This window comes from Shimia sp. (assembly GCF_965227725.1).
Lineage (GTDB): Bacteria > Pseudomonadota > Alphaproteobacteria > Rhodobacterales > Rhodobacteraceae > Shimia.
Map to the genome: position 1 here is coordinate 252010 of NZ_CBDDGH010000004.1, position 22810 is coordinate 274819.

Annotated in this window: 28 protein-coding genes; 13 read left to right on the plus strand and 15 right to left on the minus strand. The window is 59.2% G+C overall.

Annotated elements, in window-relative coordinates:
* Positions 1–48 precede the first annotated feature (48 nt).
* On the minus strand, positions 49–522 hold the full coding sequence (locus tag ACO07T_RS09065) for a c-type cytochrome (protein ID WP_422049126.1): 474 nt from the start codon (positions 520–522) through the stop codon (positions 49–51).
* A 118-nt stretch (positions 523–640) separates the two neighbouring features.
* Between ACO07T_RS09065 and ispH the strand changes: the two genes are divergently transcribed.
* Positions 641–1600: a 4-hydroxy-3-methylbut-2-enyl diphosphate reductase gene (ispH, locus tag ACO07T_RS09070; RefSeq protein ID WP_422049127.1), complete on the plus strand. Its 960-nt coding sequence runs from the start codon at positions 641–643 to the stop codon at positions 1598–1600.
* Positions 1601–1698: 98 nt separating this feature from the next.
* On the opposite strand, the gene ACO07T_RS09075 is transcribed toward ispH, so the two are convergent.
* The gene (locus ACO07T_RS09075; RefSeq protein ID WP_422049128.1) at positions 1699–1953 is read right to left on the minus strand and encodes an excalibur calcium-binding domain-containing protein; all 255 of its coding nucleotides are present in this window, start codon (positions 1951–1953) and stop codon (positions 1699–1701) included.
* 88 nt (positions 1954–2041) lie between these two features.
* Between ACO07T_RS09075 and ACO07T_RS09080 the strand changes: the two genes are divergently transcribed.
* From ACO07T_RS09080 to rnhA, 4 genes are read left to right on the plus strand one after another with little or no spacing between them, the layout of a single operon-like run.
* Positions 2042–2494 (plus strand): DUF3429 domain-containing protein, encoded by a 453-nt coding sequence (locus ACO07T_RS09080; RefSeq protein ID WP_422049129.1) that lies wholly within the window; start codon positions 2042–2044, stop codon positions 2492–2494.
* A gap of 42 nt (positions 2495–2536) precedes the next feature.
* The gene (locus tag ACO07T_RS09085) at positions 2537–3151 is read left to right on the plus strand and encodes a LysE family translocator (protein WP_422049130.1); all 615 of its coding nucleotides are present in this window, start codon (positions 2537–2539) and stop codon (positions 3149–3151) included.
* Positions 3148–3753 carry a class I SAM-dependent methyltransferase gene (locus ACO07T_RS09090; RefSeq protein ID WP_422049131.1) on the plus strand — a complete coding sequence of 202 codons (606 nt, stop codon included), beginning with the start codon at positions 3148–3150 and terminating at the stop codon, positions 3751–3753. The genes ACO07T_RS09085 and ACO07T_RS09090 overlap by 4 nt, the downstream gene beginning before the upstream one ends.
* Entirely contained in the window at positions 3746–4204 is a 459-nt protein-coding gene (rnhA, locus tag ACO07T_RS09095; RefSeq protein WP_209077035.1) for a ribonuclease HI, read from the plus strand. Before ACO07T_RS09090 ends, rnhA begins: the two co-directional genes overlap by 8 nt.
* Before the next feature lie 9 nt (positions 4205–4213).
* On the opposite strand, the gene ACO07T_RS09100 is transcribed toward rnhA, so the two are convergent.
* The 3 genes from ACO07T_RS09100 to ACO07T_RS09110 form a co-directional block, all read right to left on the minus strand.
* The gene (locus ACO07T_RS09100) at positions 4214–4981 is read right to left on the minus strand and encodes a class I SAM-dependent methyltransferase (protein WP_422049132.1); all 768 of its coding nucleotides are present in this window, start codon (positions 4979–4981) and stop codon (positions 4214–4216) included.
* 29 nt (positions 4982–5010) lie between these two features.
* Positions 5011–6069 (minus strand): glycosyltransferase family 2 protein, encoded by a 1059-nt coding sequence (locus ACO07T_RS09105; RefSeq protein WP_422049133.1) that lies wholly within the window; start codon positions 6067–6069, stop codon positions 5011–5013.
* 147 nt (positions 6070–6216) lie between these two features.
* Positions 6217–6453: a hypothetical protein gene (locus tag ACO07T_RS09110; protein WP_209059180.1), complete on the minus strand. Its 237-nt coding sequence runs from the start codon at positions 6451–6453 to the stop codon at positions 6217–6219.
* An 8-nt stretch (positions 6454–6461) separates the two neighbouring features.
* On the opposite strand from ACO07T_RS09110, the gene ACO07T_RS09115 reads away from it, so the two are divergent.
* Complete coding sequence (locus ACO07T_RS09115) at positions 6462–6614, plus strand: hypothetical protein (protein ID WP_422049134.1); 153 nt, start codon at positions 6462–6464, stop codon at positions 6612–6614.
* An 81-nt stretch (positions 6615–6695) separates the two neighbouring features.
* Here the strand turns inward: ACO07T_RS09115 and fmt are convergent, their stop codons facing one another.
* From fmt to def (ACO07T_RS09135), 4 genes are read right to left on the minus strand one after another with little or no spacing between them, the layout of a single operon-like run.
* Positions 6696–7601: a methionyl-tRNA formyltransferase gene (gene fmt / locus ACO07T_RS09120; protein ID WP_422049135.1), complete on the minus strand. Its 906-nt coding sequence runs from the start codon at positions 7599–7601 to the stop codon at positions 6696–6698.
* A 37-nt stretch (positions 7602–7638) separates the two neighbouring features.
* Complete coding sequence (gene def / locus ACO07T_RS09125; protein ID WP_209059175.1) at positions 7639–8133, minus strand: peptide deformylase; 495 nt, start codon at positions 8131–8133, stop codon at positions 7639–7641.
* A complete protein-coding gene (gene def / locus ACO07T_RS09130; RefSeq protein WP_422049136.1) occupies positions 8130–8633 on the minus strand; it encodes a peptide deformylase in 504 nt (167 codons plus the stop codon). Before def (ACO07T_RS09130) ends, def (ACO07T_RS09125) begins: the two co-directional genes overlap by 4 nt.
* Positions 8630–9142: a peptide deformylase gene (def, locus tag ACO07T_RS09135; RefSeq protein WP_209077022.1), complete on the minus strand. Its 513-nt coding sequence runs from the start codon at positions 9140–9142 to the stop codon at positions 8630–8632. The genes def (ACO07T_RS09130) and def (ACO07T_RS09135) overlap by 4 nt, the downstream gene beginning before the upstream one ends.
* Before the next feature lie 262 nt (positions 9143–9404).
* Between def (ACO07T_RS09135) and ACO07T_RS09140 the strand changes: the two genes are divergently transcribed.
* A complete protein-coding gene (locus ACO07T_RS09140) occupies positions 9405–10577 on the plus strand; it encodes a MalY/PatB family protein (protein ID WP_422049137.1) in 1173 nt (390 codons plus the stop codon).
* Between the two features lie 55 nt (positions 10578–10632).
* Here the strand turns inward: ACO07T_RS09140 and ACO07T_RS09145 are convergent, their stop codons facing one another.
* Positions 10633–10986 carry a hypothetical protein gene (locus tag ACO07T_RS09145; RefSeq protein WP_209059162.1) on the minus strand — a complete coding sequence of 118 codons (354 nt, stop codon included), beginning with the start codon at positions 10984–10986 and terminating at the stop codon, positions 10633–10635.
* Positions 10987–11238: 252 nt separating this feature from the next.
* Here ACO07T_RS09145 and ACO07T_RS09150 point away from each other — a divergent pair, with 252 nt between their 5' ends.
* The 4 genes from ACO07T_RS09150 (at position 11239) to ACO07T_RS09165 (ending at position 15417) form a co-directional block, all read left to right on the plus strand.
* Positions 11239–12213 (plus strand): glutathione S-transferase family protein, encoded by a 975-nt coding sequence (locus ACO07T_RS09150; RefSeq protein WP_422049138.1) that lies wholly within the window; start codon positions 11239–11241, stop codon positions 12211–12213.
* Between the two features lie 78 nt (positions 12214–12291).
* A complete protein-coding gene (locus ACO07T_RS09155; RefSeq protein ID WP_422049139.1) occupies positions 12292–13275 on the plus strand; it encodes a threonine-phosphate decarboxylase in 984 nt (327 codons plus the stop codon).
* Positions 13272–14180, plus strand: coding sequence for an adenosylcobinamide-phosphate synthase CbiB (cbiB, locus tag ACO07T_RS09160; RefSeq protein WP_422049140.1), 909 nt, complete (start codon positions 13272–13274; stop codon positions 14178–14180). The genes ACO07T_RS09155 and cbiB overlap by 4 nt, the downstream gene beginning before the upstream one ends.
* A gap of 64 nt (positions 14181–14244) precedes the next feature.
* Positions 14245–15417 (plus strand): lytic murein transglycosylase, encoded by a 1173-nt coding sequence (locus tag ACO07T_RS09165; RefSeq protein ID WP_422049141.1) that lies wholly within the window; start codon positions 14245–14247, stop codon positions 15415–15417.
* Positions 15418–15425: 8 nt separating this feature from the next.
* Here the strand turns inward: ACO07T_RS09165 and ACO07T_RS09170 are convergent, their stop codons facing one another.
* Together ACO07T_RS09170 and smc are read right to left on the minus strand one after the other, a co-directional pair.
* Positions 15426–15791 (minus strand): hypothetical protein, encoded by a 366-nt coding sequence (locus tag ACO07T_RS09170; protein ID WP_209059151.1) that lies wholly within the window; start codon positions 15789–15791, stop codon positions 15426–15428.
* Between the two features lie 135 nt (positions 15792–15926).
* Positions 15927–19382 carry a chromosome segregation protein SMC gene (gene smc / locus ACO07T_RS09175; protein ID WP_422049142.1) on the minus strand — a complete coding sequence of 1152 codons (3456 nt, stop codon included), beginning with the start codon at positions 19380–19382 and terminating at the stop codon, positions 15927–15929.
* A gap of 328 nt (positions 19383–19710) precedes the next feature.
* Between smc and ACO07T_RS09180 the strand changes: the two genes are divergently transcribed.
* Together ACO07T_RS09180 and ACO07T_RS09185 are read left to right on the plus strand one after the other, a co-directional pair.
* Entirely contained in the window at positions 19711–20181 is a 471-nt protein-coding gene (locus tag ACO07T_RS09180) for a GNAT family N-acetyltransferase (protein ID WP_422049143.1), read from the plus strand.
* A 92-nt stretch (positions 20182–20273) separates the two neighbouring features.
* Positions 20274–21041 carry a FadR/GntR family transcriptional regulator gene (locus tag ACO07T_RS09185; protein WP_209059142.1) on the plus strand — a complete coding sequence of 256 codons (768 nt, stop codon included), beginning with the start codon at positions 20274–20276 and terminating at the stop codon, positions 21039–21041.
* 291 nt (positions 21042–21332) lie between these two features.
* Here ACO07T_RS09185 and ACO07T_RS09190 read toward each other — a convergent pair whose 3' ends face one another.
* The 3 genes from ACO07T_RS09190 to ACO07T_RS09200 form a co-directional block, all read right to left on the minus strand.
* Complete coding sequence (locus ACO07T_RS09190; RefSeq protein ID WP_209059140.1) at positions 21333–21650, minus strand: DUF1244 domain-containing protein; 318 nt, start codon at positions 21648–21650, stop codon at positions 21333–21335.
* A gap of 65 nt (positions 21651–21715) precedes the next feature.
* Entirely contained in the window at positions 21716–21955 is a 240-nt protein-coding gene (locus ACO07T_RS09195) for a DUF6868 family protein (RefSeq protein WP_422049144.1), read from the minus strand.
* A 93-nt stretch (positions 21956–22048) separates the two neighbouring features.
* Positions 22049–22792: an N-formylglutamate amidohydrolase gene (locus ACO07T_RS09200; protein WP_422049145.1), complete on the minus strand. Its 744-nt coding sequence runs from the start codon at positions 22790–22792 to the stop codon at positions 22049–22051.
* Positions 22793–22810: the final 18 nt, after the last annotated feature.

A 22810-nucleotide genomic window follows, 5' to 3' on the forward strand; every position in this document is an offset into this window, starting at 1 on the left:
GGGTGCTGAGCGCCCCGGTTTTTTCTTTGTCCTGTCACATGGGCATTGTCATTCCGATTGCGCGTTCATGCTGTTGTGCATTTCAATCACCCGCTCGGGCCAGGTGCTTTTGATGAAGGCCAGCACATCCAGAATGTCCTGATCGGTCATGCTGTCAGCGAATCCCGGCATATTGCTTTGATAGCCCTGTCCCACAACTGCCTCCGTGCCCAATTTGGTGATCCTAAAGAGCACCTCGTCAGGATGGTGCCAGGTGTGACCGCTTGCGTCATGCGGCGGGGCTGGCATCAAACCGTCTGCATCGCGTTCGCGCCAATTGGGTGCGCCTTGCAAAGCCGCGCCGTGGCAGACCGCGCAATTCTCGGCATAAAGTTCTGCGCCCTGCGAAACCCGCGCGGCTTCGTCATAAGGCAGCCGCAGGGCGGCGGCATCCGCATCTGAAGCACCAAAGGCAAATTGCCAGACAATCGCGGCGACGGCGACAGTGGCCGCAGCTGCGACGGTTGCTTGCTTGAAAGACATGTCCTCTCCATTCGTCGTTTGCCCGCTGCTAGCAGCCTCCCACACTGGAAGGTCAAGCACTGGACGGCGCGCTGGGAAATCACTACCTGTGGGCAACGACCAATGTGGAGTTGAGCCGATGAGCAAGCCGCCTCTGACCATTCACCTTGCTGCCCCGCGCGGCTTTTGCGCCGGTGTGGACCGGGCCATTAAGATCGTGGAGATGGCTCTCACGAAATGGGGTGCGCCGGTCTATGTCCGCCACGAGATCGTGCACAACAAATATGTGGTCGACGGGCTGCGCGACAAAGGGGCGGTGTTTGTCGAAGAGTTGGATGAATGCCCCGATGACCGTCCGGTGATCTTTTCGGCCCATGGTGTGGCCAAGGTTGTCCCGGCGGAAGCTGAGCGGCGCAATATGATCTATGTGGATGCGACCTGCCCGTTGGTGAGCAAGGTCCACATTGAGGCGGAGCGCCATTCTGAAAGCGGGCTGCAGATCATCATGATTGGCCACGCCGGGCATCCAGAGACCATTGGCACCATGGGGCAACTGCCAGATGGCGAAGTGCTTTTGGTGGAGACCGAGGCAGATGTGGCCGATGTGGATGTGCGTGATCCGTACAAGCTCGCGTTCGTGACGCAGACCACGCTGTCGGTGGATGACACCAAAGGTATTGTTGCCGCGCTCAACCAGCGTTTCCCCAATATTGTGGGCCCGCATAAGGAAGACATCTGTTACGCCACCACCAACCGTCAGGAAGCGGTGAAGGAAGTGGCCCCCAAAGTGGATGCGATGCTGGTTGTGGGCGCGCCCAACTCCTCCAACTCCAAACGTCTGGTGGAAGTGGGTGCAAAAAACGGCTGTGATTACAGCCAGTTGGTGCAGCGCAGCACCGATATCGACTGGCGTGCGCTGGAAGGGATCTCTGCTCTTGGCATCACCGCTGGCGCCAGTGCACCGGAAGTTCTGGTGAATGAGGTGATCGACGCCTTCCGCGACCGTTTTGACGTGACGGTCGAGATCGTGGAAACCGCGGTGGAGCGGGTGAATTTCAAAGTGCCGCGCGTGCTGCGCGATGTGGAAGCTGCCTCTTAACGTCCCTGCTGAAGCGGGCAGCGCCTGTTGCGCGGACGTTTAGCGGTGCATTTCTTTAGAAAGTGCCTGTACGCTGAAACATTCAGCGCTGCGGCGCATTATTTCTCGCAGGCGATCCCGTCCTTATCGCGATCCAGTTTGTAGGGATCAGGCCCGACAACCCGAATAGGGCCTTTCACATAAATTGGGCCATTTCCGCTGCCACCGGCACAATCCACGTCCGGACCATTTGGCGGCAGGCACGCGCCTTTATAGCTGGGGTGGCAAGGTTGGGCGGCAGCGGCAGTGGCGCCTATGAGCTGGGCAATGGTCAGCACCAGCAGCGCGCGTGTGTTTAGTCTATTGATCGTCATCGCACTTGGGTAGTTTATTGCCTATGGGCACGGAAGAGATCGCGTGCATACTGACGTGACGAAACAGAAAAAACGCAAAGAGGTGAAGATGTTAGGCATTCCAAAGGCGCCATTGGCACTGGGGCTGGCCGGATTGATCCCGTTTGTCTGGGGCGCGCTGTCCTACCTGAACCCGGATCTGGCGCTTTGGGGCACGCGGGCGATGGGACCGCGGTTTGTCGGGCCTTACATCCAGCTCTATTACGGTGCGATCATTTTAAGCTTCATGTCAGGCGTGTTGTGGGGCTTTGCCACCAAAGCGGAAGGCGGGCGGGCGGCTACAGGCTATGCGCTGTCGGTTGTTCCGGCGCTTTGGGCGTTTTTCATGACCGGCGGCGGACCTGTAAGCGCGGGGACCAAACTGTTGTTTGGTTTCGCCGGGCTTCTGTTTCTGGACTATGCGTTTTTCAAATGGGGGCTGACGCCGCCGTGGTGGATGCGGCTGCGGCTGATTTTGACAGCGGTTGTGGTGAGCTGTTTGGCGATCAGCGTGGTTTATTGAGCGGATGGCGCGAGGCGCTTGTGACCGAGTGGAGGAGTTAGGATGATGTCATTGCAGTTTTTGATCACCGCTTTTGTGGTGGTGATCGCGCCCGGCACCGGGGTGATTTACACGTTGGCGATGGGGCTCGGCCAAGGGCCACGTGCTGCAGTTTGGGCAGCCCTTGGGTGCACAGCTGGAATTTTGCCGCACCTGCTGGCCGCCACATTGGGGTTGGCGGCGGTGCTGCACACCTCTGCGGTGCTCTTCAATGTCGTGAAATTCGCGGGTGTGGCCTACCTCCTCTATCTGGCGTGGCAGGCGCTGCGCAGCGATGGCGCCTTAAGCGTGCGTGCAGAACGCGAGGTGCAAAAGGGCGCAGTGATTGCGCGACGCGGGGCATTGATCAATATTCTGAACCCGAAGCTTTCGGTGTTTTTCCTCGCGCTGCTGCCGCCCTTTTTGAGCGGCAATCCTGCGAGCGCCACCGCAGAGATGGCCTTGCTCGGCGGGGCTTTCATGGCGATGACCTTCGGCGTCTTTGTGCTTTATGGATTGTTTGCGGCAAAGGCGCGGGATGCACTCTTGGGCAGTGAGCGGGTGATGGCTTGGCTGAACCGCAGTTTTGCCACGCTGTTTGTGGCGCTGGCCGGACGTCTGGCACTGGAGCGGGCATGAGCGACAAGGAAACCATGCAGGTTTATGCACAGGCCGCCGAGGACTATGCAGAGCGGTTTGCCAAGGTCGCTGAGGGCGACATCGATCAGTTCAGCGATCTCAAGGCGCTGTTTGAGCTGTTGCCGGACGATGGGCTGGTGCTGGATCTGGGATGTGGCCCCGGGCAATGGGCGACCAAAATTCGTGACGCGGGATATCGGGTTGAGGCCATGGATGCCTCACCAGAGATGGCGAAACTGGCCAAAGAGCGGTTTGATCTGGACGTGGCAGTGGGCGTGTTTGAAGATCTGACGGCAGAGGCCAAATATGATGGCATCTGGGCCAATTTCAGCCTGCTGCATGCGCCCCGTGCTGACTTCTCGACGCATCTGGCTCGCGTGTACCGGGCACTCAAACCCGGAGGCGGCTTTCATATCGGCATGAAGCTGGGCGAGGCTGAAGCGCGAGATCGCTTGGGGCGGTTTTACAGCTACTATGGCGAGGCAGAGCTGATTGGCCTGCTGGAAGCGGCGGGCTTTACGGTCATCCGAAAAAGGCGGGGCAATGGCAAAGGATTGGCTGGCGGTGAGGATACATTTGTCATACTGACCGCCCATGGCTGATTTGATTGCATATACCGATGGCGCATGTTCTGGAAACCCGGGTCCGGGGGGCTGGGGCGTGCTGTTGCAGGCCAAGGATGGCGACACGGTGATCAAGTCACGTGATCTGTCTGGCGGGGCACCGGAGACCACCAACAACAAGATGGAGCTGATGGCCGCGATCATGGCGCTTGAAACGCTGGAACGCGCGAGCACCATCACGGTTGTGACGGACAGCACCTATGTGAAGAACGGTGTCACCGGCTGGATTTTCGGCTGGAAGAAGAACGGCTGGAAGACTTCCGCCAAGAAGCCGGTGAAAAACGTTGAGCTGTGGCAGCGGCTTGATGCGGCGCAAGCGCGCCACTCAGTGACTTGGGAATGGGTCAAAGGCCATGCTGGCCATCCGGAAAACGAACGCGCCGACGAGCTTGCTCGTGAAGGCATGGCCCCATTTAAGGCCGGGAAGTAGCGCCCAACCCTATACCGCGACAGCCTGCTGTTCTTCGCCCTCAGACCAGCGCGCCTGATAGTCCGTCTGATAGACTTTTGTGCCTTTATCAGCGCGCTTCTGAAGCGGTTTACGAACAGCGTAAGATAAGATGACCGGGCCATCAGGCAGTTTGCCAAGCAAACGGGGACGCACCCCGGTTTCGTTGGGGTTCGTTGTCCCTACACTCCGGTGCGCAAACATGGGAAGCAACGGCTGCAATTCGCATTCCAGCACTTCATAGCCGAGTGTCTTTTCCCAGAACCCATACACCATTTCCGGCGTGATTTGGTAAAATCCGTGGTTGATCCAGTTGTTGCACGGGCTGTGGCCGATCAAAACGCCACCGGGCTTCAGCATCCGGTCGATGTTGCGATAAGCGGTTGGCAGATCAAAGACATGCTCGCATGTGCCGCCATCATAGATCACATCAAAACGCCCGCGCAGTTTTTTGGGGAGCTTACCGGCAAGATCCTGAACGATGCTGGCATCTTCAAAGTCAGAGACATCCATACTGTCCACCTGATCAAAGCCCAAACGCTCAAAGAAGGTTTCGGAGTATTTGTTGTCCGGGCTGGCGAAATCTTCCTCGGAGAGATCCGGAAAACGCGCCTTGATCGTGTCTTGAAACAGTCGGGCGGAACGCTTGCGGCGGCTCCCAACCCAGCGCTGACGTCCCAGCATTAGAAAATCGCCGCCGAGCTCGTGATCTCCGACGACATTCATGAGTCGCACAGCGAGCGTGTCAGGGATTGCCATGATATCCTCCTACCTGCGTTTTTATCGTCTTAGGCCGCCTGATCGGCGCCATCACTTGAGAGTTCGATCTCCTCCTCATCGGGTATGTGCCCGCCAGAAAGCATGCGATCCAGATGCACAACAAAGGCGCGGCCTGGCCGCTTTCTACGCGCCATTTTGGCCATGGCCCGAGCGCCCTCGATCGCCTCTTCATGCCGTCTACGGACAACAGGATCGTCTAGCATCGCTTCTTTGATCGGCAGGGCTTTGGCGAAGCCTTCTGCCAGACTGTGATCTTCTACCTCGTTGCGATCAAATTTTTTCCAGTAGGCGAGTTTGAGGTTGCCGCCGACATGATTGGCGCGCCCTCGGCGCTGCTTGTTCAAAAACGCATCCTTGGAGCGCAAAGCATAGTGATTGAGCTGTGCAACTTCATAGCCGTAGCCGTCACTCACATGGAGCGCGCCGGGCATATTTTCATCCGGAATGCGCGTGCCGTCAGCGGTGACCCAGACAATATCTGAAGCACCGCGCTCAAGAAACGGGCGGTGCACCCCCATGCGGTTGAATTTCTCGTTGTTGCGAAAAAGAGTCTTAAAAAAGCGGCTGCGGCGTTGTGGGTTAACTTCGGCGCCTTCGCATTTCACGAACTCTACCGGCACAGGGCGATCTGAGATGTGCTCAATTCCCGCATTGCCGAAAATGCGCCATACCAGAGAAATTGCATCTGCGCCTTTGTGATGATCAATGAGCGCTTTGAATGTGCCGTCTCCGACTTTGATGTCGAGATACTCATCCACATCAACCACCAGCAGCCAATCCGCATCGCGCACCACAGGCTCTTGTTCCGCCCACATCAGCGCACTTTTGTGCGGCCCACGACGCATCACACGGTTGAACCGGTGATGGACATAGCCCAGCCTGTTGAGATTTCGTAGAATCTGATCAGTGGGATCGCTGCAGTCGTTGGTGAACACAACAATGTCAGTTGCACCAAGGGCCTTGTAGTGTGCAACCCAATCAAGAATGTAAGGACCTTCGTCCTTCATGGTGGTCACAACCGTGACCTTTGGCGCAGCGGAATCGCTGCCAAAATCCAAAATCGCCATTTTTGCTCGCCTCAATAAAGCATGCGGCTTTGATGCCGCTTATATGAATCGAGCATAATCGAGGTTTTGGCCAACGGTCTACAATTTTAAGAAATTCTTAATGTAGCGCAGACGCTTGTGGCTTTCGGGGCACCGGTGTGCCGGGATTTAGCGGCGGTAATGGGTTGGCACGATGATGAGCGCGCCGATGGAAGACACGATCGCATTCATGCCCGGGCTGCCAAAACCGATGTGAAACATGCGACTGATCATGAAAAACAAAAATGCCCCGCCAATGCAGATGATGATCGACGGGATGTAGCCATTATGCGTGAAGCGGATGCGCTCTGAAGCATAGCCGATGATTCCGGCGATGATGACGGTTCCGAAGAAGGCAAAGAACATGAGACCTCATGGACGTGCTGGCAGTGTATTTACCTGCCTACGATTGGGCAAAACGCGCGGCGGGGCAAGAGATGGCGCTGAAGCCAGCATCTGAAGAAAGGCACGCGACGTTGGATTTCGCGGGGGCCAGCCCCCGCACCCCCGGGATATTTGACGAATGAGAAAACGCAGTGGCGGGCGTGTGGGCGATGTTGGGTAGTCCAGCAATGCTGAAACACGAGGCGCCTAATTGAGCGACGCGCCTAGATCACATCGCCCTTGCTGAGCTGGAAGCCTCGGAGGAACACGTCTGCATCCTGCGCGCCTTTGCCGGCGCGTTGCAGGCGCAGGAGTTGCACAGCGCCGTCGCCACAGGCCACGGTGAGCGCATCATCCAGTAAAGTGCCGGCGTCGCCCTGCCCCTCTGCGAGGCGGGAGGCGAGGAGTTTCACCCGTTGGCCTTCAATCTCTGTCCATGCACCGGGGAATGGGGAGAGGCCGCGGATTTTGCGGTCGACCTCAACCGCAGGGGCGGACCAGTCGATGCGCGCCTCGGATTTGTCGATCTTTTCGGCGTAAGTGACGCCTTCTTCTGGCTGAGGCTTGGCGGTCAGCTCGGGCAATGCGGCAAGCGTGTCCACAATGGCGCTGGAGCCCAAGACCGCGAGGCGGTCATGCAGCTCTGCGGTGGTTTCCTCGATACCAATGGTGAGGTCACGACGCAGCAGAACGGGGCCAGTGTCCAGCCCCGCATCCATTTGCATGATGCACACCCCCGTTTCCGCATCTCCCGCCATGATCGCGCGGTGGATGGGGGCAGCGCCGCGCCAACGTGGCAGAAGGCTGGCGTGTATGTTCAGGCAACCCTGCGTCGGGGCGTCGAGCACCGCCTGTGGCAGCAGCAGGCCGTAGGCCACCACAACCCCAACATCCGCCTTCAGATCGCGGATGGTCTGTTGCACCTCATCAGTGCGCAGGCTTTTGGGATGGTGCACCTCAAGGCCCAGCTCCAAAGCGCGGGCATGGACCGGGGTTGGGCGGTCTTTCTTACCGCGTCCAGCAGGGCGCGGCGGTTGGCAGAAAACGGCGGCAATTTCGTGGCCTGCCTCAACCAGAGCATCAAGCACGGAAACTGAGAAATCTGGGGTTCCCATGAAAAGAATGCGCATGGTTTGGCTCCTGCGTGCGTGGAATGGAATTTGGGCGTCAGCGGCGTTTCTGGGCTTTTTTGATCAGCATCGCGCGTTTGGTTTTGCTGAGATGATCGAAATACATTTTGCCGTTGATGTGGTCGATCTGGTGCTGCACGGAGGTGGCCCAGAGACCGACAAAATCTTTCTCAACGGTCTCACCAGACTCATCCATATAGCGCACGGTCACCGCCCGGGGGCGGGAGATTTTGGCAGAAACACCCACAAGGTTCGGGCTGGCCTCTTCATGCTCGCGCGGCTGAACCGAGGCGTGCAGGATTTCCGGGTTGGCCATGCGGATGGGCTGATTGCCTTCTTCGGTTGCGTCGACCACGATCAGGCGTTTGAGCACGCCAATCTGGTTCGCGCCCATGCCAACGCCGGGCATGGCGTACATGGTGTCAATCAGATCATCCCAGACCTGACGAACCTCATCGGTGATCTCTGCCACAGGTTCGGATACGGTGCGCAGGCGCTTGTCAGGCCAAGGCAGGCAGGGGCGAACTGTCATGGGGCGGTATATCCTTGCAAAATCTTGGCGCGTGCGAGCTCGGATAGGTGATCAAGCGTCACGCGGCCGTCAAGATGATCCATTTCGTGCTGAATGCAGCGGGCTTCAAAGCCGTCAAAATCACGCTCATGCGTGCGGCCAAGCTCATCGATCCATCGCACTGTGATCTCTGTGGGGCGGACAACAGGCACCATCAGATCAGGGATCGAGAGGCAGCCTTCATCAAGCGTATCCTCCCCCTCGCTCTGCGCGATGATCTCCGGATTGAGAAATGCCATTGGCGTGCCTGCGCCGTCTTTCCAGGTGCAATCCATCACAAAGACACGTTTCATCACACCCACCTGTGGCCCGGCCAAGCCACGACCGGGAGCGGCATACATTGTGTCAAACATATCTGCGATCAGGGGGCGCAGGTCTTCGTCGGTGACCGGATCTGCGACCGGAGCGCAGGGCTGCGTCAGCCGCGCGTCGGGATAAAAGACCAGCGGCAGAATGCTCATCCGCGTGCCAGCTCGCGCTTCAGCTTTTGGGACTTGCGGGTCATCATCTGGCGCTTCATCGGGCCGAGATAGTCGATGAAGAGCTTACCGTTGAGGTGGTCGATTTCGTGCTGCACGCAGGTCGCCCAAAGGCCATCAAAATCTTTCTCCTGCGGATTGCCATCCATATCAATCCAGCCCACGCGCACTTCGGCGGGGCGGGTGACTTCGGCAAACTGCTCCGGGATCGACAGGCAGCCCTCCTCATAGACGCTCAGATCCTCGGAGCTGGACAGCACTTCGGGATTGAACATCACCACCGGTTCCGGCTCGCCCTCTTTGATGCAATCCATCACGATCAGACGCTCCAGCACGCCAACCTGCGGCGCAGCCAGGCCGATGCCAGGCGCGTCATACATGGTTTCCAGCATATCTTCGGCCAATGTGCGCAGATCGTCGCTCAGATCGGCAACGGGCGCGCAGAGTTTTTTGAGGCGCGGATCGGGGTGGATGAGAATGGGCTTAATCATGGCCCTCATCTAGGACAGACGCGCCCTGCGCGCAACGGGTTAGGCTCTGTGCAATAGCGCCCAACGGCTGGCTAAAGCGGCTTTTCTGACACAGACCGCCTGCGAGCCCCCCAATAGATGCGCAATTACAAGTCACTAGAGCGGCATCAGACAAAATATCCTCAAATCCAGAGGATGCAGATGTGGGTTTTTTGCAAGATGGGTTGCGCCGCGCCCGCTTTTCGCTAGCGTGCCTTGCGATGTTAAGCAAAGGACGCAGCACATGAGTTTTGACGAAATCATCGACCGTTTTGGCACCCACTCTGTGAAATGGGACATGATGGAGCAGATCTATGGCGTGCCGGCCGATGACGGGATCGCCATGTGGGTTGCGGATATGGACTTCCGCCCACCGCAATGTGTGGCGGATGCAGTTGCCAAAATGCAGGCGCAGGGCATCTATGGCTATTACGGCGATGAGACCGCGTACAACGAAGCGATCTGTTGGTGGATGAAGACCCGGCATGGCTGGGAGGTGGATCCGGCCTCGGTCTTCACCACCCATGGGCTGGTGAACGGCACCGGTATGTGTGTGGACAGCTTTACCAAACCGGGCGATGGCGTTGTGCTGACCACTCCGGTCTATCACGCCTTTGCACGGGTCATTGCTTCGGCGGGTCGCGAGGTTGTGGAATGCCCGCTGGCACTGAACGAGGGGCGCTACGAAATGGATTTCGCGGCCTGGGATGCGCAGATGCAGGGGCATGAAACCATGTTCATTCTGTGCTCGCCGCACAATCCCGGTGGCCGTGTCTGGACCCGTGAAGAGCTGCAGGGCGTAGCAAACTTCTGCAAACGCCACGATCTCATTCTAGTGTCTGATGAGATCCACCATGATCTGGTCTACCCGGGGCACACCCATATCCCGATGACCAAAGTGGATGAGAGCATTCTGGACCGGCTGGTGATGATGACCGCCACCACCAAGACGTTCAACACCGCGGGCAGCCATTCTGGAAATGTGATCATTCCAGACCCGGCGCTGCGCGCCAAGTTTGCCACCCGCATGGCCGCGCTTGGGCTATCGCCTAACAGCTTTGGCCTGTTCATGGCGGAAGCGGCCTATTCATCGGAGGGGGCGGCCTGGGTGGATGATCTGATCACCTATCTGGATGGCAACCGGAAAATTTTGGATGCTGTGATTGCCGAGATCCCCGGAGTGGCGTCAATGCCGCTTGAGGCGACCTATCTGAGCTGGGTGGATTTCACCGACACCGGCATGTCACGGGCTGAATTCACCAAACGGGTGGAGCAGGACGCGCGCATCGCGGTGAACCACGGGCCGACCTTTGGCAAAGGCGGCGAAAACTTCCTGCGGTTCAACATCGCCACGCCGCGCGCGCGCGTGCAAGAGGCGGCAAGCCGTCTGCGCGCGGCATTCGCCGATATGCAATAAAACAAAGGCGCCCTGCCCGCTACTCAAACGGGCGGGGCGCTACCTGCCGTGCGGGTCAGTTCTGCTGTTCCAGCAGAGCGACCGGCGCGGGCTCTTCCTGATAAAAATCGACCGGAGCACGTTCCATTGCCGGGGTGGAGCGCTTGAACTCATAGCGCATTTCGCCGTGTTCCTCATCTGCGGCAATAACCAGACATTGAAACAGATGTTTGCTGCCGTCATAGAGATCGACCAGACCGCGCAGATGTGGCGCGGTTTCGGCGTCCAGCGTGAAACCGGTTTCCCAATGACGCAGCACACGAATGCTCTGACCATCAGCTTCTATACGAAGGCGATGGCGCTGTTTCAGGGCCTTCTTACGGGCGGCATCCAAGCCTGCCTGCACTTCAGCGGAAACGAATGTACTCATCGAGAATCTCCAAAATCGGCCTCCATCGTCGCGACCCATTAGAGCTGGGTCAAGCGAAGATTTTGTAAACATACGCCACCGTTCGGAAGGGCAACGCCTTGTAAAAGCGCGACATCCCATGCGGCCTTGCCCGGTTTTTTCTGTGCAAAAATGCGCAGCAAGCGCGCGGGTATGCCGGTGTTACGACGCCGCTGTGGCCCCTAGATTACTGTGCAACATCGATGACGACACCACCTCGGAAGGGAGCACGCCATGGGGCTTTTGGTTGATGGGAAATGGACCGATCAATGGTATGACACCAACTCCACGGGCGGCAAATTTGTGCGCTCGCAATCACAGTTTCGCAATTGGATCACCGCGGATGGCAGCGCGGGGCCAAGCGGCACAGATGGCTTCAAGGCCGAGAGCGGTCGCTATCACCTTTATGTGTCCTACGCCTGTCCTTGGGCGCATCGCACGCTGATTTTTCGCAAGCTGAAAGGGCTTGAGGATCACATCAGCATCTCTGCGGTGCATCCGGACATGTTGAGCGAGGGCTGGACCTTTGAGACAGATGATGCCGGTGCGACAGGCGACACGCTTTATGGTCTGCCATTTGCCCACAGTCTCTATTCCAAGGCGGATGCGAGTTACTCCGGCCGCGTAACCGTGCCAATCCTTTGGGACAAACAGCGGGAAACCATTGTGAGCAATGAAAGCTCCGAGATCATCCGCATGTTCAACAGCGCTTTTGACGGGCTGACCGGCAATACGCTGGATTTCTGGCCTGAGGCAGAGCGTGACGCGATCGAAGAGGTCAACGTGCGGATCTATGACACCGTCAACAATGGCGTTTACAAAAGCGGCTTTGCCACCTCGCAAGCGGCCTATGACGCCGCTGTGCACCCGCTGTTTGACACGCTGGACTGGCTGGAAGAGCGGCTTTCGCAAAACCGCTATCTCTTGGGCGATCACATCACCGAAGCGGATTGGCGGCTCTTCACCACGCTTGTGCGTTTTGATCCGGTCTATCACCTGCATTTCAAATGCAATCGCAAGCGGCTGATCGATTATCCGAACCTCTGGGGCTACACGTGCGAGCTCTACCAGATGGAAGGTGTGGCTGAAACCGTGAACATGGATCACATCATCGGCCACTATCACCGCAGCCATGAAAGCATCAATCCGCACCGTATTGTGCCGATCAATCCGGTGCTGGATTTTGACGCGCCGCACGGGCGCGGCTGAGCACCGCTTGCCAAACGCCGCCTTCGTGGTGTAGCCGCGCTCTGAACAGCAGTTTTGCAAGACTGGGAGCGCGGCGCAATGCAGGCGGGAAAAGAATTGGTTTCAGTCATGCCGCCGCGCGATCATGGTGGCGGCATTGATGCAGCGGTGGCTCGCTGGCGTGGCTCACGCGCAGAATGGCTGGATTTGTCCACCGGGATCAACCCGGTGCCCTATCCTTTGCCAGAGTTCACCGCGGCGGATTGGAATGATCTGCCCGATCAGGCGGCGCAGGATGCGCTGATCCGCGCCGCGCGGGCGTTCTGGCAGGTGCCGGAGGGTGCTGCGATCCTTGCGGCTCCCGGGGCCTCCGCCCTGATCGCGCGTATTCCGGCACTCCTGCCTGCAGGCAGCGTGGACATCCCTGCCCCAACCTACAATGAACATGCCGCCGCCTTTGCGGCGCAGGGCTGGGCCTTTGGCAACAGCGCACCTGATGCGCGGGTGCTGGTGCATCCCAACAACCCCACCGGCAAACGCTGGCAGGCAGAGGATGTGAATGCCCCGTTGGTGGTGATCGACGAGAGCTTTTGTGACATCTGCCCGGATGACAGCCTTGTGCACTTGGCGGATCAGCCGGGGCGTATCGTGCTCAAAAGTTTTGGCAAGTTCTGGGGGCTGGCTGGGATGCGGCTCGGCTTTGCGATTGCCACACCTGACACCATCGCCAAGCTGAACGCCCTGAGCGGCCCCTGGGCAGTCTCCGGCCCGGCGTTGCACACCGGTGCAGCGGCGTTGCAGGATCACAGCTGGGCCGCGGATACACGCGCGCGGTTGAGCAAAGACAGTGACCGTCTGGATGCGCTGATGACAGCCAAAGGCGCGCGGGTTGTGGGCGGCACCACGCTGTTCCGTCTCTATGACGTGCCGGATGCGGCCAAATGGCAGGAACAACTCGCTGAACACCACATCTGGACACGGGTTTTCCCATATTCGGAGACATTCCTGCGCCTTGGTCTGCCTGCGCCGGATCGCTGGGGACAGCTTGAGAGTGCATTGACGACAATGGAGGCAGGCGCATGAGCACTGCATGTGTTTTGGTTGGCGCGATGCTTCTGGATGCCGCGCTGGGCGAGCCACGCTGGCTTTGGCAGCGTCTGCCCCATCCGGCGGTTCTGATGGGCCGTGTGATCGGCCTCGCCGATGCACGCTTCAACACCGGTGAGGCCAGCCGCCTCAAAGGCGCGCTTGTGGTGGTTGGTCTGGTCATCGGCGCCATGGTGCTTGGCAAGGTGATTGGGCTGTTTGGCTGGCTGCCCGAACTGATCATTGCCGCCATCCTTTTGGCTCAGCGTTCGCTGGTGGATCACGTTCAGGAGGTGGGCGATGGCCTGCGGCTGTCACTCGGAGACGGTCGGCGCATGGTGGCGCGAATTGTCAGCCGGGACACCGCCCATATGGATCAAAGCGCCGTGGCTCGCTCTGCCATCGAATCCGGTGCAGAAAACCTGAGCGACGGGGTGATTGCCCCCGCTTTCTGGTTCCTGATCGGCGGGCTGCCCGGCCTGCTTGTCTATAAGGTCGTGAACACCGCCGACAGCATGATTGGCTACCGCTCTGAGAAATATCTCCACTTCGGCTGGGCCGCTGCGCGGCTTGATGATGTGCTGAACTGGGTGCCCGCCCGCATCACCGCAGCCCTGATTGCCACCAGCCATGCTGGGCTGTCCCAGTGGCAGGCCATCAAAGCGGATGCGCGCCTGCACCGCTCCCCCAATGCGGGATGGCCTGAGGCCGCCATGGCCCGCGCGCTCGGCATCTCTCTGGCGGGGCCGCGTGCCTATGACGGCAAGATGCAGAGCTTTCCTTTTGTGAACCCTGAAGGCCGCAAAGAACTCGGGCCTGATGATGTGGACGCCGCCTGTGGCGCGCTGTGGCGCAGTTGGGGCATCACGCTCGCGGCGGCCTTGATACTGGCTCTGTTCTGAGCGCTTGCCCAGTTAGACGCCTCTGGCTATGTCTGAACGCAAATTTTGCTTCAGGGACTTTCAGATGCGTCTTTTGCCTGCGCTTGCCGCCGCGTTTCTTTCCATCACCACCGCCAGCACCGCCATCGCGCAATGCGGCGGGTCGTTTAACAGCTTCGTCAATGGGCTGAAGCAGGAAGCCCGCGCGAAAGGCTATGACAAAAGCACGGTGAATGCGTTTTTTGCCAATGTGCGCCAAGACCCGGCCACCATCAAAGCGGACCGCAGCCAAGGCGTGTTCCAACGTCCGTTTCTGGATTTCAGCCAGCGCCTGATCAGTCAGAACCGCATCAATGTGGGGCGCAAAAAGGCGCAGCAATATGCCAGCACCTTTGACCGCATTGAACGCCAATATGGCGTGTCTCGCGGCGTGCTGTTGGCGTTCTGGGCGTTTGAAACCGATTACGGCGCATTTCAGGGGGATTTCAATACGTTGAACTCTCTGGTGACCCTGTCCCATGATTGCCGCCGCCCGGAGCTGTTCCGCCCACAGGTGTTTGCGGCGCTGGAGCTGTACAAACGCGGCAACTTCAGCCCGACCAAAACCACAGGCGCCTGGGCCGGTGAGATCGGCATGGTGCAGATGCTGCCCGCCGATATCATCGAAAACGGCGTGGATGGCGACGGCGATGGCAAGGTGCGCCTCAAGACATCGCCGCAGGATGCGCTGATGTCTGGCGGTAAGATGCTCTCCCATCTCGGATGGCGCGCAGGCGAGCCTTGGCTGCAGGAAGTCACAGTGCCCGCCAATCTGGATTGGTCCAAGACCGGGCTGGACACCACATTGCCTGCAAAACAATGGGCCAAGATGGGGGTGAAACCCCGCGAAGGACAGCTGGCCAATCTGCCTGCGTCACTGTTGCTGCCACAGGGGCGCAAAGGGCCAGCCTTCCTCGCCTACCCGAACTTCAATGTGTATTTTGAGTGGAACCAGAGCTTTGTCTATGTGACCACCGCGGCCTATTTTGCCACCCGTCTGGAAGGGGCGACGCGCTATGATGCGGGCAATGCCGACCCCGGCCTGAGCGGCGCGCAAATGAAGCAATTGCAGAGCAAACTCAAGGCGCGCGGTCATGATGTTGGCAAGGTGGATGGCATTCTCGGCAAGCTGACCCGCCGTGCGGTGCAGGCGGAACAACAGCGATTGGGCTTGCCTGCGGATGCCTGGCCCACGCAGCAATTGCTGAACGCACTCTAAAAGCTGGATCAGGAGTGCGCGACAACCTCGCGCACTGGAAAGCGCATGCCGTCTTTGGTCTGCAGCACGAGGCGGCCACCGTTTTCCACAATGCGGTCACAGCGCTCCACGCCGGTGACAAAAGTCACGCAAAACGTGCTGTCCGCGGCGGCCTTCCAATGGCCATACCAGGTCCCGCCACCGCCATAGGTGTATTGATACTGGCCGTTGCTTTCAAAGACCGACCGCCCGTTGTCAAAGAATACCAAGGTCTGTCCTGACAGGCGCTCGGTCAGGCCTGCGCTGTCAAAAGCTGTGTCGCCGGGCTGGGTTTTCCAATCCTGCGCAGCCACTGGCGCGGCCAATAGCATCAAAAACCCGATCATCATCCGCATTACGCATCCTCCATGCCGCAACCCTAAACCGAGCGGGCGGTGTTTCTGCGTCACAAAGCGGTGAGCCTCTTCATTCTGCCAAAAATACTCCGGGGTGAATTGGCCGTCAGGCCAAGCGGGGCTGGCCCCTGAGCGTTACGCCACCAGCGTCTCTGCCGCCTTAAGATCAACCGACACAAGTTGGCTCACGCCCTGCTCGACCATGGTCACCCCAAAGAGGCGGTCCATCCGCGCCATGGTGACGGCGTGGTGGGTGATGATCAAAAACCGCGTGTTGGTGCGGCGGCACATCTCGTCCAAGAGGTCACAGAACCGCGTGACGTTCGCATCATCCAGCGGCGCGTCGACCTCATCCAGCACACAGATCGGTGCCGGATTGGCCAGAAACACCGCAAAAATCAGCGCCATGGCGGTGAGGGTCTGTTCCCCGCCAGACAGCAGGGACAGGGTGGAGAGCTTCTTACCCGGCGGCTGGCACATGATTTCAAGACCGGCCTCCAGCGGGTCTTCGCTTTCCACCAGAACCAGATTGGCCTCGCCCCCGCCAAAGAGATGGCGGAACAAGAGCGAGAAGTTGCTGTTGACCTGCTCAAAGGCTGTCAGCAGACGCTCGCGCCCTTCTTTGTTAAGGCTGGCAATGCCGCTGCGCAGGGTGCTGATCGCCGCTTCGAGATCGGATTTCTCGCTGGTCAGCGCGTCATATTCTTCCTGCACCTCTTTGGCATCTTCTTCGGCACGCAGGTTGACCGCGCCAAGGCTGTCGCGCTGCCGCTTGAGGCGGTTCACATCGGCCTCAATGTCACCTGCATCCGGCATTTTGTCCGGCTCCACGGCAAGGCGCTCCAGAAGGTCGGCAGGTGTGACTTCCTGCTCTTCCATGATCCGCTCCGCTGCGTAGACCACGGTCTCGCGCGCCGCATCTGCGCGCGCTTCAGACCGTGCGCGTGCCTCGCGGGCCTCACTGGCCGCGCGTTCCGCGTCCCGCTCTGCGTGCTCCGCCTCACGCAGCGCGCCTTCCGCCTCAGCCAAAGCATCGGCGGCGGTGCGGCGACGCTCTTCGGCGGCCTCGATGGCATCGGTCAGCTCTTCGCGCTTGGCTGCGATCTCTTCGGGAGCGGCACCTGCATCAATCAGCTCCTCCTCGGAGCTGTCCTTGCGTTCGACCAGTTCGTTCATACGTTTTTCAGCGGTCTCAAGGCGGTGGCGCCAGCCGCTGATCTCTTTGATCACCTCTTGAGAGCGCTTCAGGCGCGCCTCGCCCTCACGGCGCAGCTCGTCATGGGCAGAGCGGCGGGACATCATCATGATGCGGGCGGCTTCGACCGTCATTTTGATGTCTTCAACGCCCTGACGCGCGGCATCGAGATCGCCCAGATCCGCCAAGGCGCGTTCCGCCTCATTGAGTTGCGCGCGTGCAGCCATGGCCTCTTCTTCGTGGCGCGTCACCGCAAGGCCAAGGCTTTCGAGCTTGCCTTCAGCCAGATTGCGATCCGCCTCTGCCCGGCTCAAGGCGCGGTTGGCATCCGCCACGGCGCGGTCAGCGGCACGGCGGGCTTCGCGGGCGGCCTGATCAATATCAGACAACTCCCGCAAGCGGTTTTGCAGGGTTTCATGGGCGTCCACGGCACCATCGGTGCGCGCGGTGGCGCTGGCCATGGCTTGCTTGAGTTCCTCAAGGCGGTTGAGTTGCTGCAGGCGCAGCGCGGCCGCGCTCGGCGCATCTTCGGCCCAGGCGCGGTAGCCATCCCAGCGCCACAGGTCGCCTTCGATCGAGACAAGACGTTGACCCGGCTTCAACAGCGGCTGCAACTGCAAGGCATCTTCGGTGGCGACCAGGCCGATCTGGCTCATGCGGCGCTCAAGCACCTCAGGCACGGAAACGTGCTGGGTCAGTGAGGTGACCCCATCGGGCAGCGGCTGCACATCATCGTATTGCGGCAGCACGTACCACCCGGATGGCCCCTCTTCTTCCACCTCCGGCGCGCGCAGGTCATCTGCCAAGGCAGCGCCCAGCGCTTTCTCAAACCCCTGTTGTACCTGAAGCCGATCCAGGATCTGCCCACCTTCTGCGGTGTCGCGCTCTACGAGTTTGGCCAAAGCCGTGGTTTCTGCCCGTAGGGCATTGAGTTCGCCTTCGGCTTCAGAGCGCTCTGCCCGGGCCTCGGCCTCGCGGGATTGGGTTTCTGCGCGCTCTTCTTCGACGGCCGCGAGCCGTTCCTCGGCGTCTTGCGCCGCCTCAATCGCCTCTTCTTCGGCCTCGCGCGCGGTCTCCAACTCTTCAGCCGCACGGCTGAGGGCGTCTTTGGACTCCGCAACCGCAGCGCGGGCGCGGGCGGCTTCCGCTTCGCTCTTTTCCTGCGTCTTCTGGCTGTCGTGCAGCAGGCGCTGCGCGGATTGGTGGCGCGCGGCCAAACGGGCCACGTCTTCGGTCAGCTGGGAAAGCTCGGCCTCGCGGTCTTGCAACACGCTGGCAGCTTCACGGGCTTCATCTGAGGCCGCTTCGAGCTTCTCCACGTGGCCTTCGCTGGCCTTACCAAGCTCGCGCTGCTCCCATTCCAATCGCTCAATGGTGTCAACAGCATCGCGGTTCAGACCTGCTTCGCGCTCCATATCACGGCTGAGTTGCAGAATGCGGTTCTTAAGCGTTTCGATGATCTGCAGCGCGTGGGCTTCCTGATCGTTCAGGCTGTCGCGCTGCACCTGCAGGCGCTGCAGGATCGCAGAAGCGATGGCCTCTTCTTCACGCTTGCCCGGCACAAGATCATCGCGCGCCACCCGCTCTTTGGCCGCAGCGCGGGCCGCGATTTCCGCCTGACTGGCCAAAGTGGTGCGCTCACGCAGTTCGTCATCAGCTTTGGCGCGGGCTTCATCGGCTTCGCGCCAACGGCGATAGAGCAACAGCCCTTCAGCCTGACGCAGCTCATCCCCGATCGCGCGGTAACGCGCCGCCTGTCGGGCCTGACGCGCCAGTTGGCTCAATTGGTTGGCCAATTGCTCGATCACATCATCAACGCGCGCGAGATTGGTTTCAGCTCCTTTGAGCTTCAACTCGGCCTCATGGCGGCGCTGATAGAGGCCGGAAATGCCTGCCGCTTCTTCCAGAATGCGGCGGCGTGCCTTGGGCTTGGAGTTGATCAGCTCGGCAATCTGCCCCTGCCGCACCAAAGCTGGCGAATGTGCGCCGGTTGAGGCATCGGCAAAGAGCATCTGCACATCCCGGGCGCGCACGTCTTTGGTATTGACCTTATAGGCGCTGCCCACGTCACGGGTGATGCGGCGCACAATGTCGAGCGCGTCATCATCGTTAAAGCCTGCCGGGGCAAGTCGTTCGGAGTTGTCGATCTGCAGCGACACTTCGGCAAAGTTGCGGGCGGGTCGCGTGGCCGCTCCGGCAAAAATCACATCCTCCATACCGCCACCGCGCATGGCCTTTGGACGGTTCTCCCCCATGACCCAGCGCAGGGCCTCCAGCAGATTGGACTTGCCACAGCCGTTGGGGCCCACAACACCAGTCAGACCATCAGCGATGATCAGATCGGTGGGATCCACGAAGCTTTTGAAGCCAGTCAGTCTGAGTTTGGAGAAGCGCAAATTATCTGCGGCCCTATGATTCCTGTGATTTTGAGAAGTCTGCAAAGGCTTGTAGCGGGGAGTCAACGGCAAACCACATGATATGGCAAAGGCGGCGGATTTATCCACAAGATATTGCAGTTGAGGTGAAGATAGCCCTGCGCAGGCGCTTAAAAAGCCCGACAAAGCTTATCGCGCAAAGCGCCATGATTCTATGCAACCGCAAGGACCAGGCAGCGACTGGGTGGTACAAAACTTCCCTGTGGGCACGTCTCTTCTGGACTTGGCTGAGAACTGCTGCCAGACAACCGCAAGGTCAGATGACAGCTTACAATGACAGGGGGCAAACATGGCACAAGACACATCGAAAATCGCGGTCATTCCCGGTGATCCACGTGATCCGCAGGCGACGGCGCTGCTGCAGGCCAGCCATACACTGATGCAGAGCCTGTTTGCCGCTGAGGACAATCACTTTCTGTCGATTGACGAGCTCTGTGTTCCGGAAATCAGCTTCTTTGTGGCCAAAGAAGGCGACTTCACATTGGGCTGCGTCGCGCTTGCGAACAAGGGCGCCTATGGCGAGATCAAATCCATGTTTGTCGCCCCAGAGGCCCGCGGCAAAGGCATTGCCCACAAGCTCATGGCGCAGCTTGATACGGCCGCGCGGGATCAGGGCCTTGCAGAGCTGAAGCTTGAAACCGGAGACAAGCTGAGCGAGGCGCACAGCCTCTATCATGCGCATGGATTTGTGGATTGCGGGCCGTTTGGGGACTATGAAGCCAACAGTTCTTCAATCTTTATGACAAAGACCCTCACCTAAGCAGTGATCCAACAGGGCTTGCCCTCTGTGGAATGGCGTGGTCAAATTACCTGACCAGTTTGATGCGCTCATTTTGGGCCAGAAGGAAAGTCATGCCGTTTCAAAAGGTTCAGCCAGAAAAACTCTCCACTTCCGTTGTGCGACAGATCGAGTTGCTGATCCTGCGGGGGATATTGCGCCCCGGGGAGCGGCTTCCGGCGGAGCGGGAACTGAGTGATCGACTGGGTGTCTCGCGCCCAAGCCTGCGTGAAGCGATTGCAATGCTGCAGGACAAAGGGCTGCTGACGTCCAAAGCCGGCGCGGGCATTTTTGTCGCCGATGTTCTGGGCAGCGCGTTTTCGCAAGCTTTGGTGCAGTTGTTTTCGGCCCATGATGAGGCGGTGTTTGACTACATCGCTTTCCGCCGTGACATGGAGGGGTTGGCCGCAGAACGCGCTGCGATGCTGGCATCTGATACGGACTTGCAGGTCATTCAGGCGGTGTTTGACAAGATGGAAGCCGCCCACCCCAAGCGCAATCCCACGGATGAAGCGCAGCTGGACGCGGATTTTCACCTGGCGATCATTGAGGCGAGCCACAATGTGATCATGCTGCATATGATGCGTTCGATGTATCAGCTGCTGCGTGAAGGTGTGTTTTACAACCGCATGATTATGTTCAAGCAGCGCACCACCCGGGGCGAGTTGCTGGAGCAGCACCGGGCCATCAACAAAGCGCTGCAGGCGCGTGATGCCAAAGGCGCGCGCAACGCGGTGATTGCGCATCTGGACTATGTGGAAAACGCCTTGTCCAACCACAAGAAATCCACACAAAACGAAGAGATAGCCAAACAGCGCTATGAGCATGAACTCAGCCGGTAGGCCTCATTGCGGCGAGGTTTGGCCGAGGTTGCGGCCTCTCGCTTTGGCGGAAATTTGTTTTAGCGGGTGTCGCTGTTTTCGTTGGGGTCAAATCCCCGCGCCATCAGGCCAAAACCCATACATGCGCTTAGTGTCAGCAGTGTAATCATCACTTCATTCCTCCACGCCCCACTGCACGGTGCGGATGGAAAAGGGCAACAATGTGGCCAAAGCAGGCAAAATTGCTTGGTGTCCAGATAGTCGGCCAAGCGTGATGTAGATTTACCGCACGCCCGGCCCGCTCAAAGGTGGTTACTTACCTTCGTTGCCGACATTCTCTGCGAAAGCTTTTTCAAAGTCCTTCTGCTTTTCCGGGCTGGCGTCGGTTTGGTAGTTGGCTTTCCACTCTGCCATGGTCATGCCGTAGAACAGCTCGCGCGCCTCTTCCTTACCCATTTCGATGCCGCGCTCATTGGCGGCTTCCTGATACCAGCGCGACAGGCAGTTGCGGCAGAATCCGGCAAGGTTCATCATGTCGATGTTCTGCACATCGGTGCGCTTTTCCATGAGATGCGCGCGCAACGTGCGGAATGCTGCGGCTTCCAGTTCGATTTGGGTTTGCTCGTCCATGTCACTCTCCTCAGAGCAGGGTGTTTTTTAAGGCCTAACAAGCGCAGAGACGCGCAGCAAGCCGGTCAAAGGAGCTGTAGGGCAATCCACGGCACCAATGCGAAGACAAAAATCAGCAGCTTGTAGGCGCCAAGCCACTGAAAGTAGAGCGGCGCCAGGCTGTCTTGGGGCACACCGGTGAGCCGTGCATGCATGGCCGTCACCCGCCCCCGCATCCCATAGATGCCAATGGACGCGACCAACAGGAGCGCGACGTGAAGCACAGTCATCCAGCCGAAGAAGCTTGTGAGCATTGCATGGGACATTGTGAGCCTCCTTTGTGGCAGCAGCGTTTCCTTACCCCAAATATGGTGATGGCAAAGATCTGCAACAAGGGAGACGACACTTAGTGTCAGGCGTTAAAGGCCGCTTTCCTCAAGGGTTTCCTGCAGGATCACAGCCAGCCGTTCCGCCCAGTGGTTTTGCTGCTCAGCTGTTTCAATCTCATCGTTGCGCAACTCGATCAGCGCGTTCAAGCGGCCAGATTGCAGCGCGTGCTGGTCGATGCTGTCACCGGGCAAATCGCCATCATAAGGCTCGTTGTCGCCAACGGTCAGATCATGCTCTTTGGAAAGGCGCGACAGAAGGGCGTGGCCAAAGCGGTCTTCGGGTTTGGCATGCAACACGGCGATTTCCCATGGGCGCGGCGCGCGGCCTTTATATTGGGGCGTAAAGCTATGCATGGCGATGATCACAGGGGCCGTCCGTGCAGCGGCAAGTCCCTCCAGCGCTTCGTGGTAGGGCTTGTAGTGCGCCTCAACCCGGCGGGCGATCTCTGCGTCATTCACATGACGGTTGCCCTCAATGACGGAGCCATCACACAGCCGCATCACCAGGGTTGGATCATCCATGCCCCGGTTGGGATCAATACAGAGACGTGAGAAATTGGTGCAGATCACCGGCGCATCAAGCAGCTCTCCCAATCGCAGAGACGTGCCGCGTGCCCCCACATCGTAAGCGATGTGGCGCGCCATATCTTCGGCTGGCAAACCAAGGTCGCCGCCCGCGATGTCGCTGGGCACATGGTTAGATGCATGGTCACAGGTGATGAGCCAACGCGCGGGGCGATCCGCGCCATAGATAGAAAAAGGAGTGTATGTCATGGGCCTGTCATTGCTATT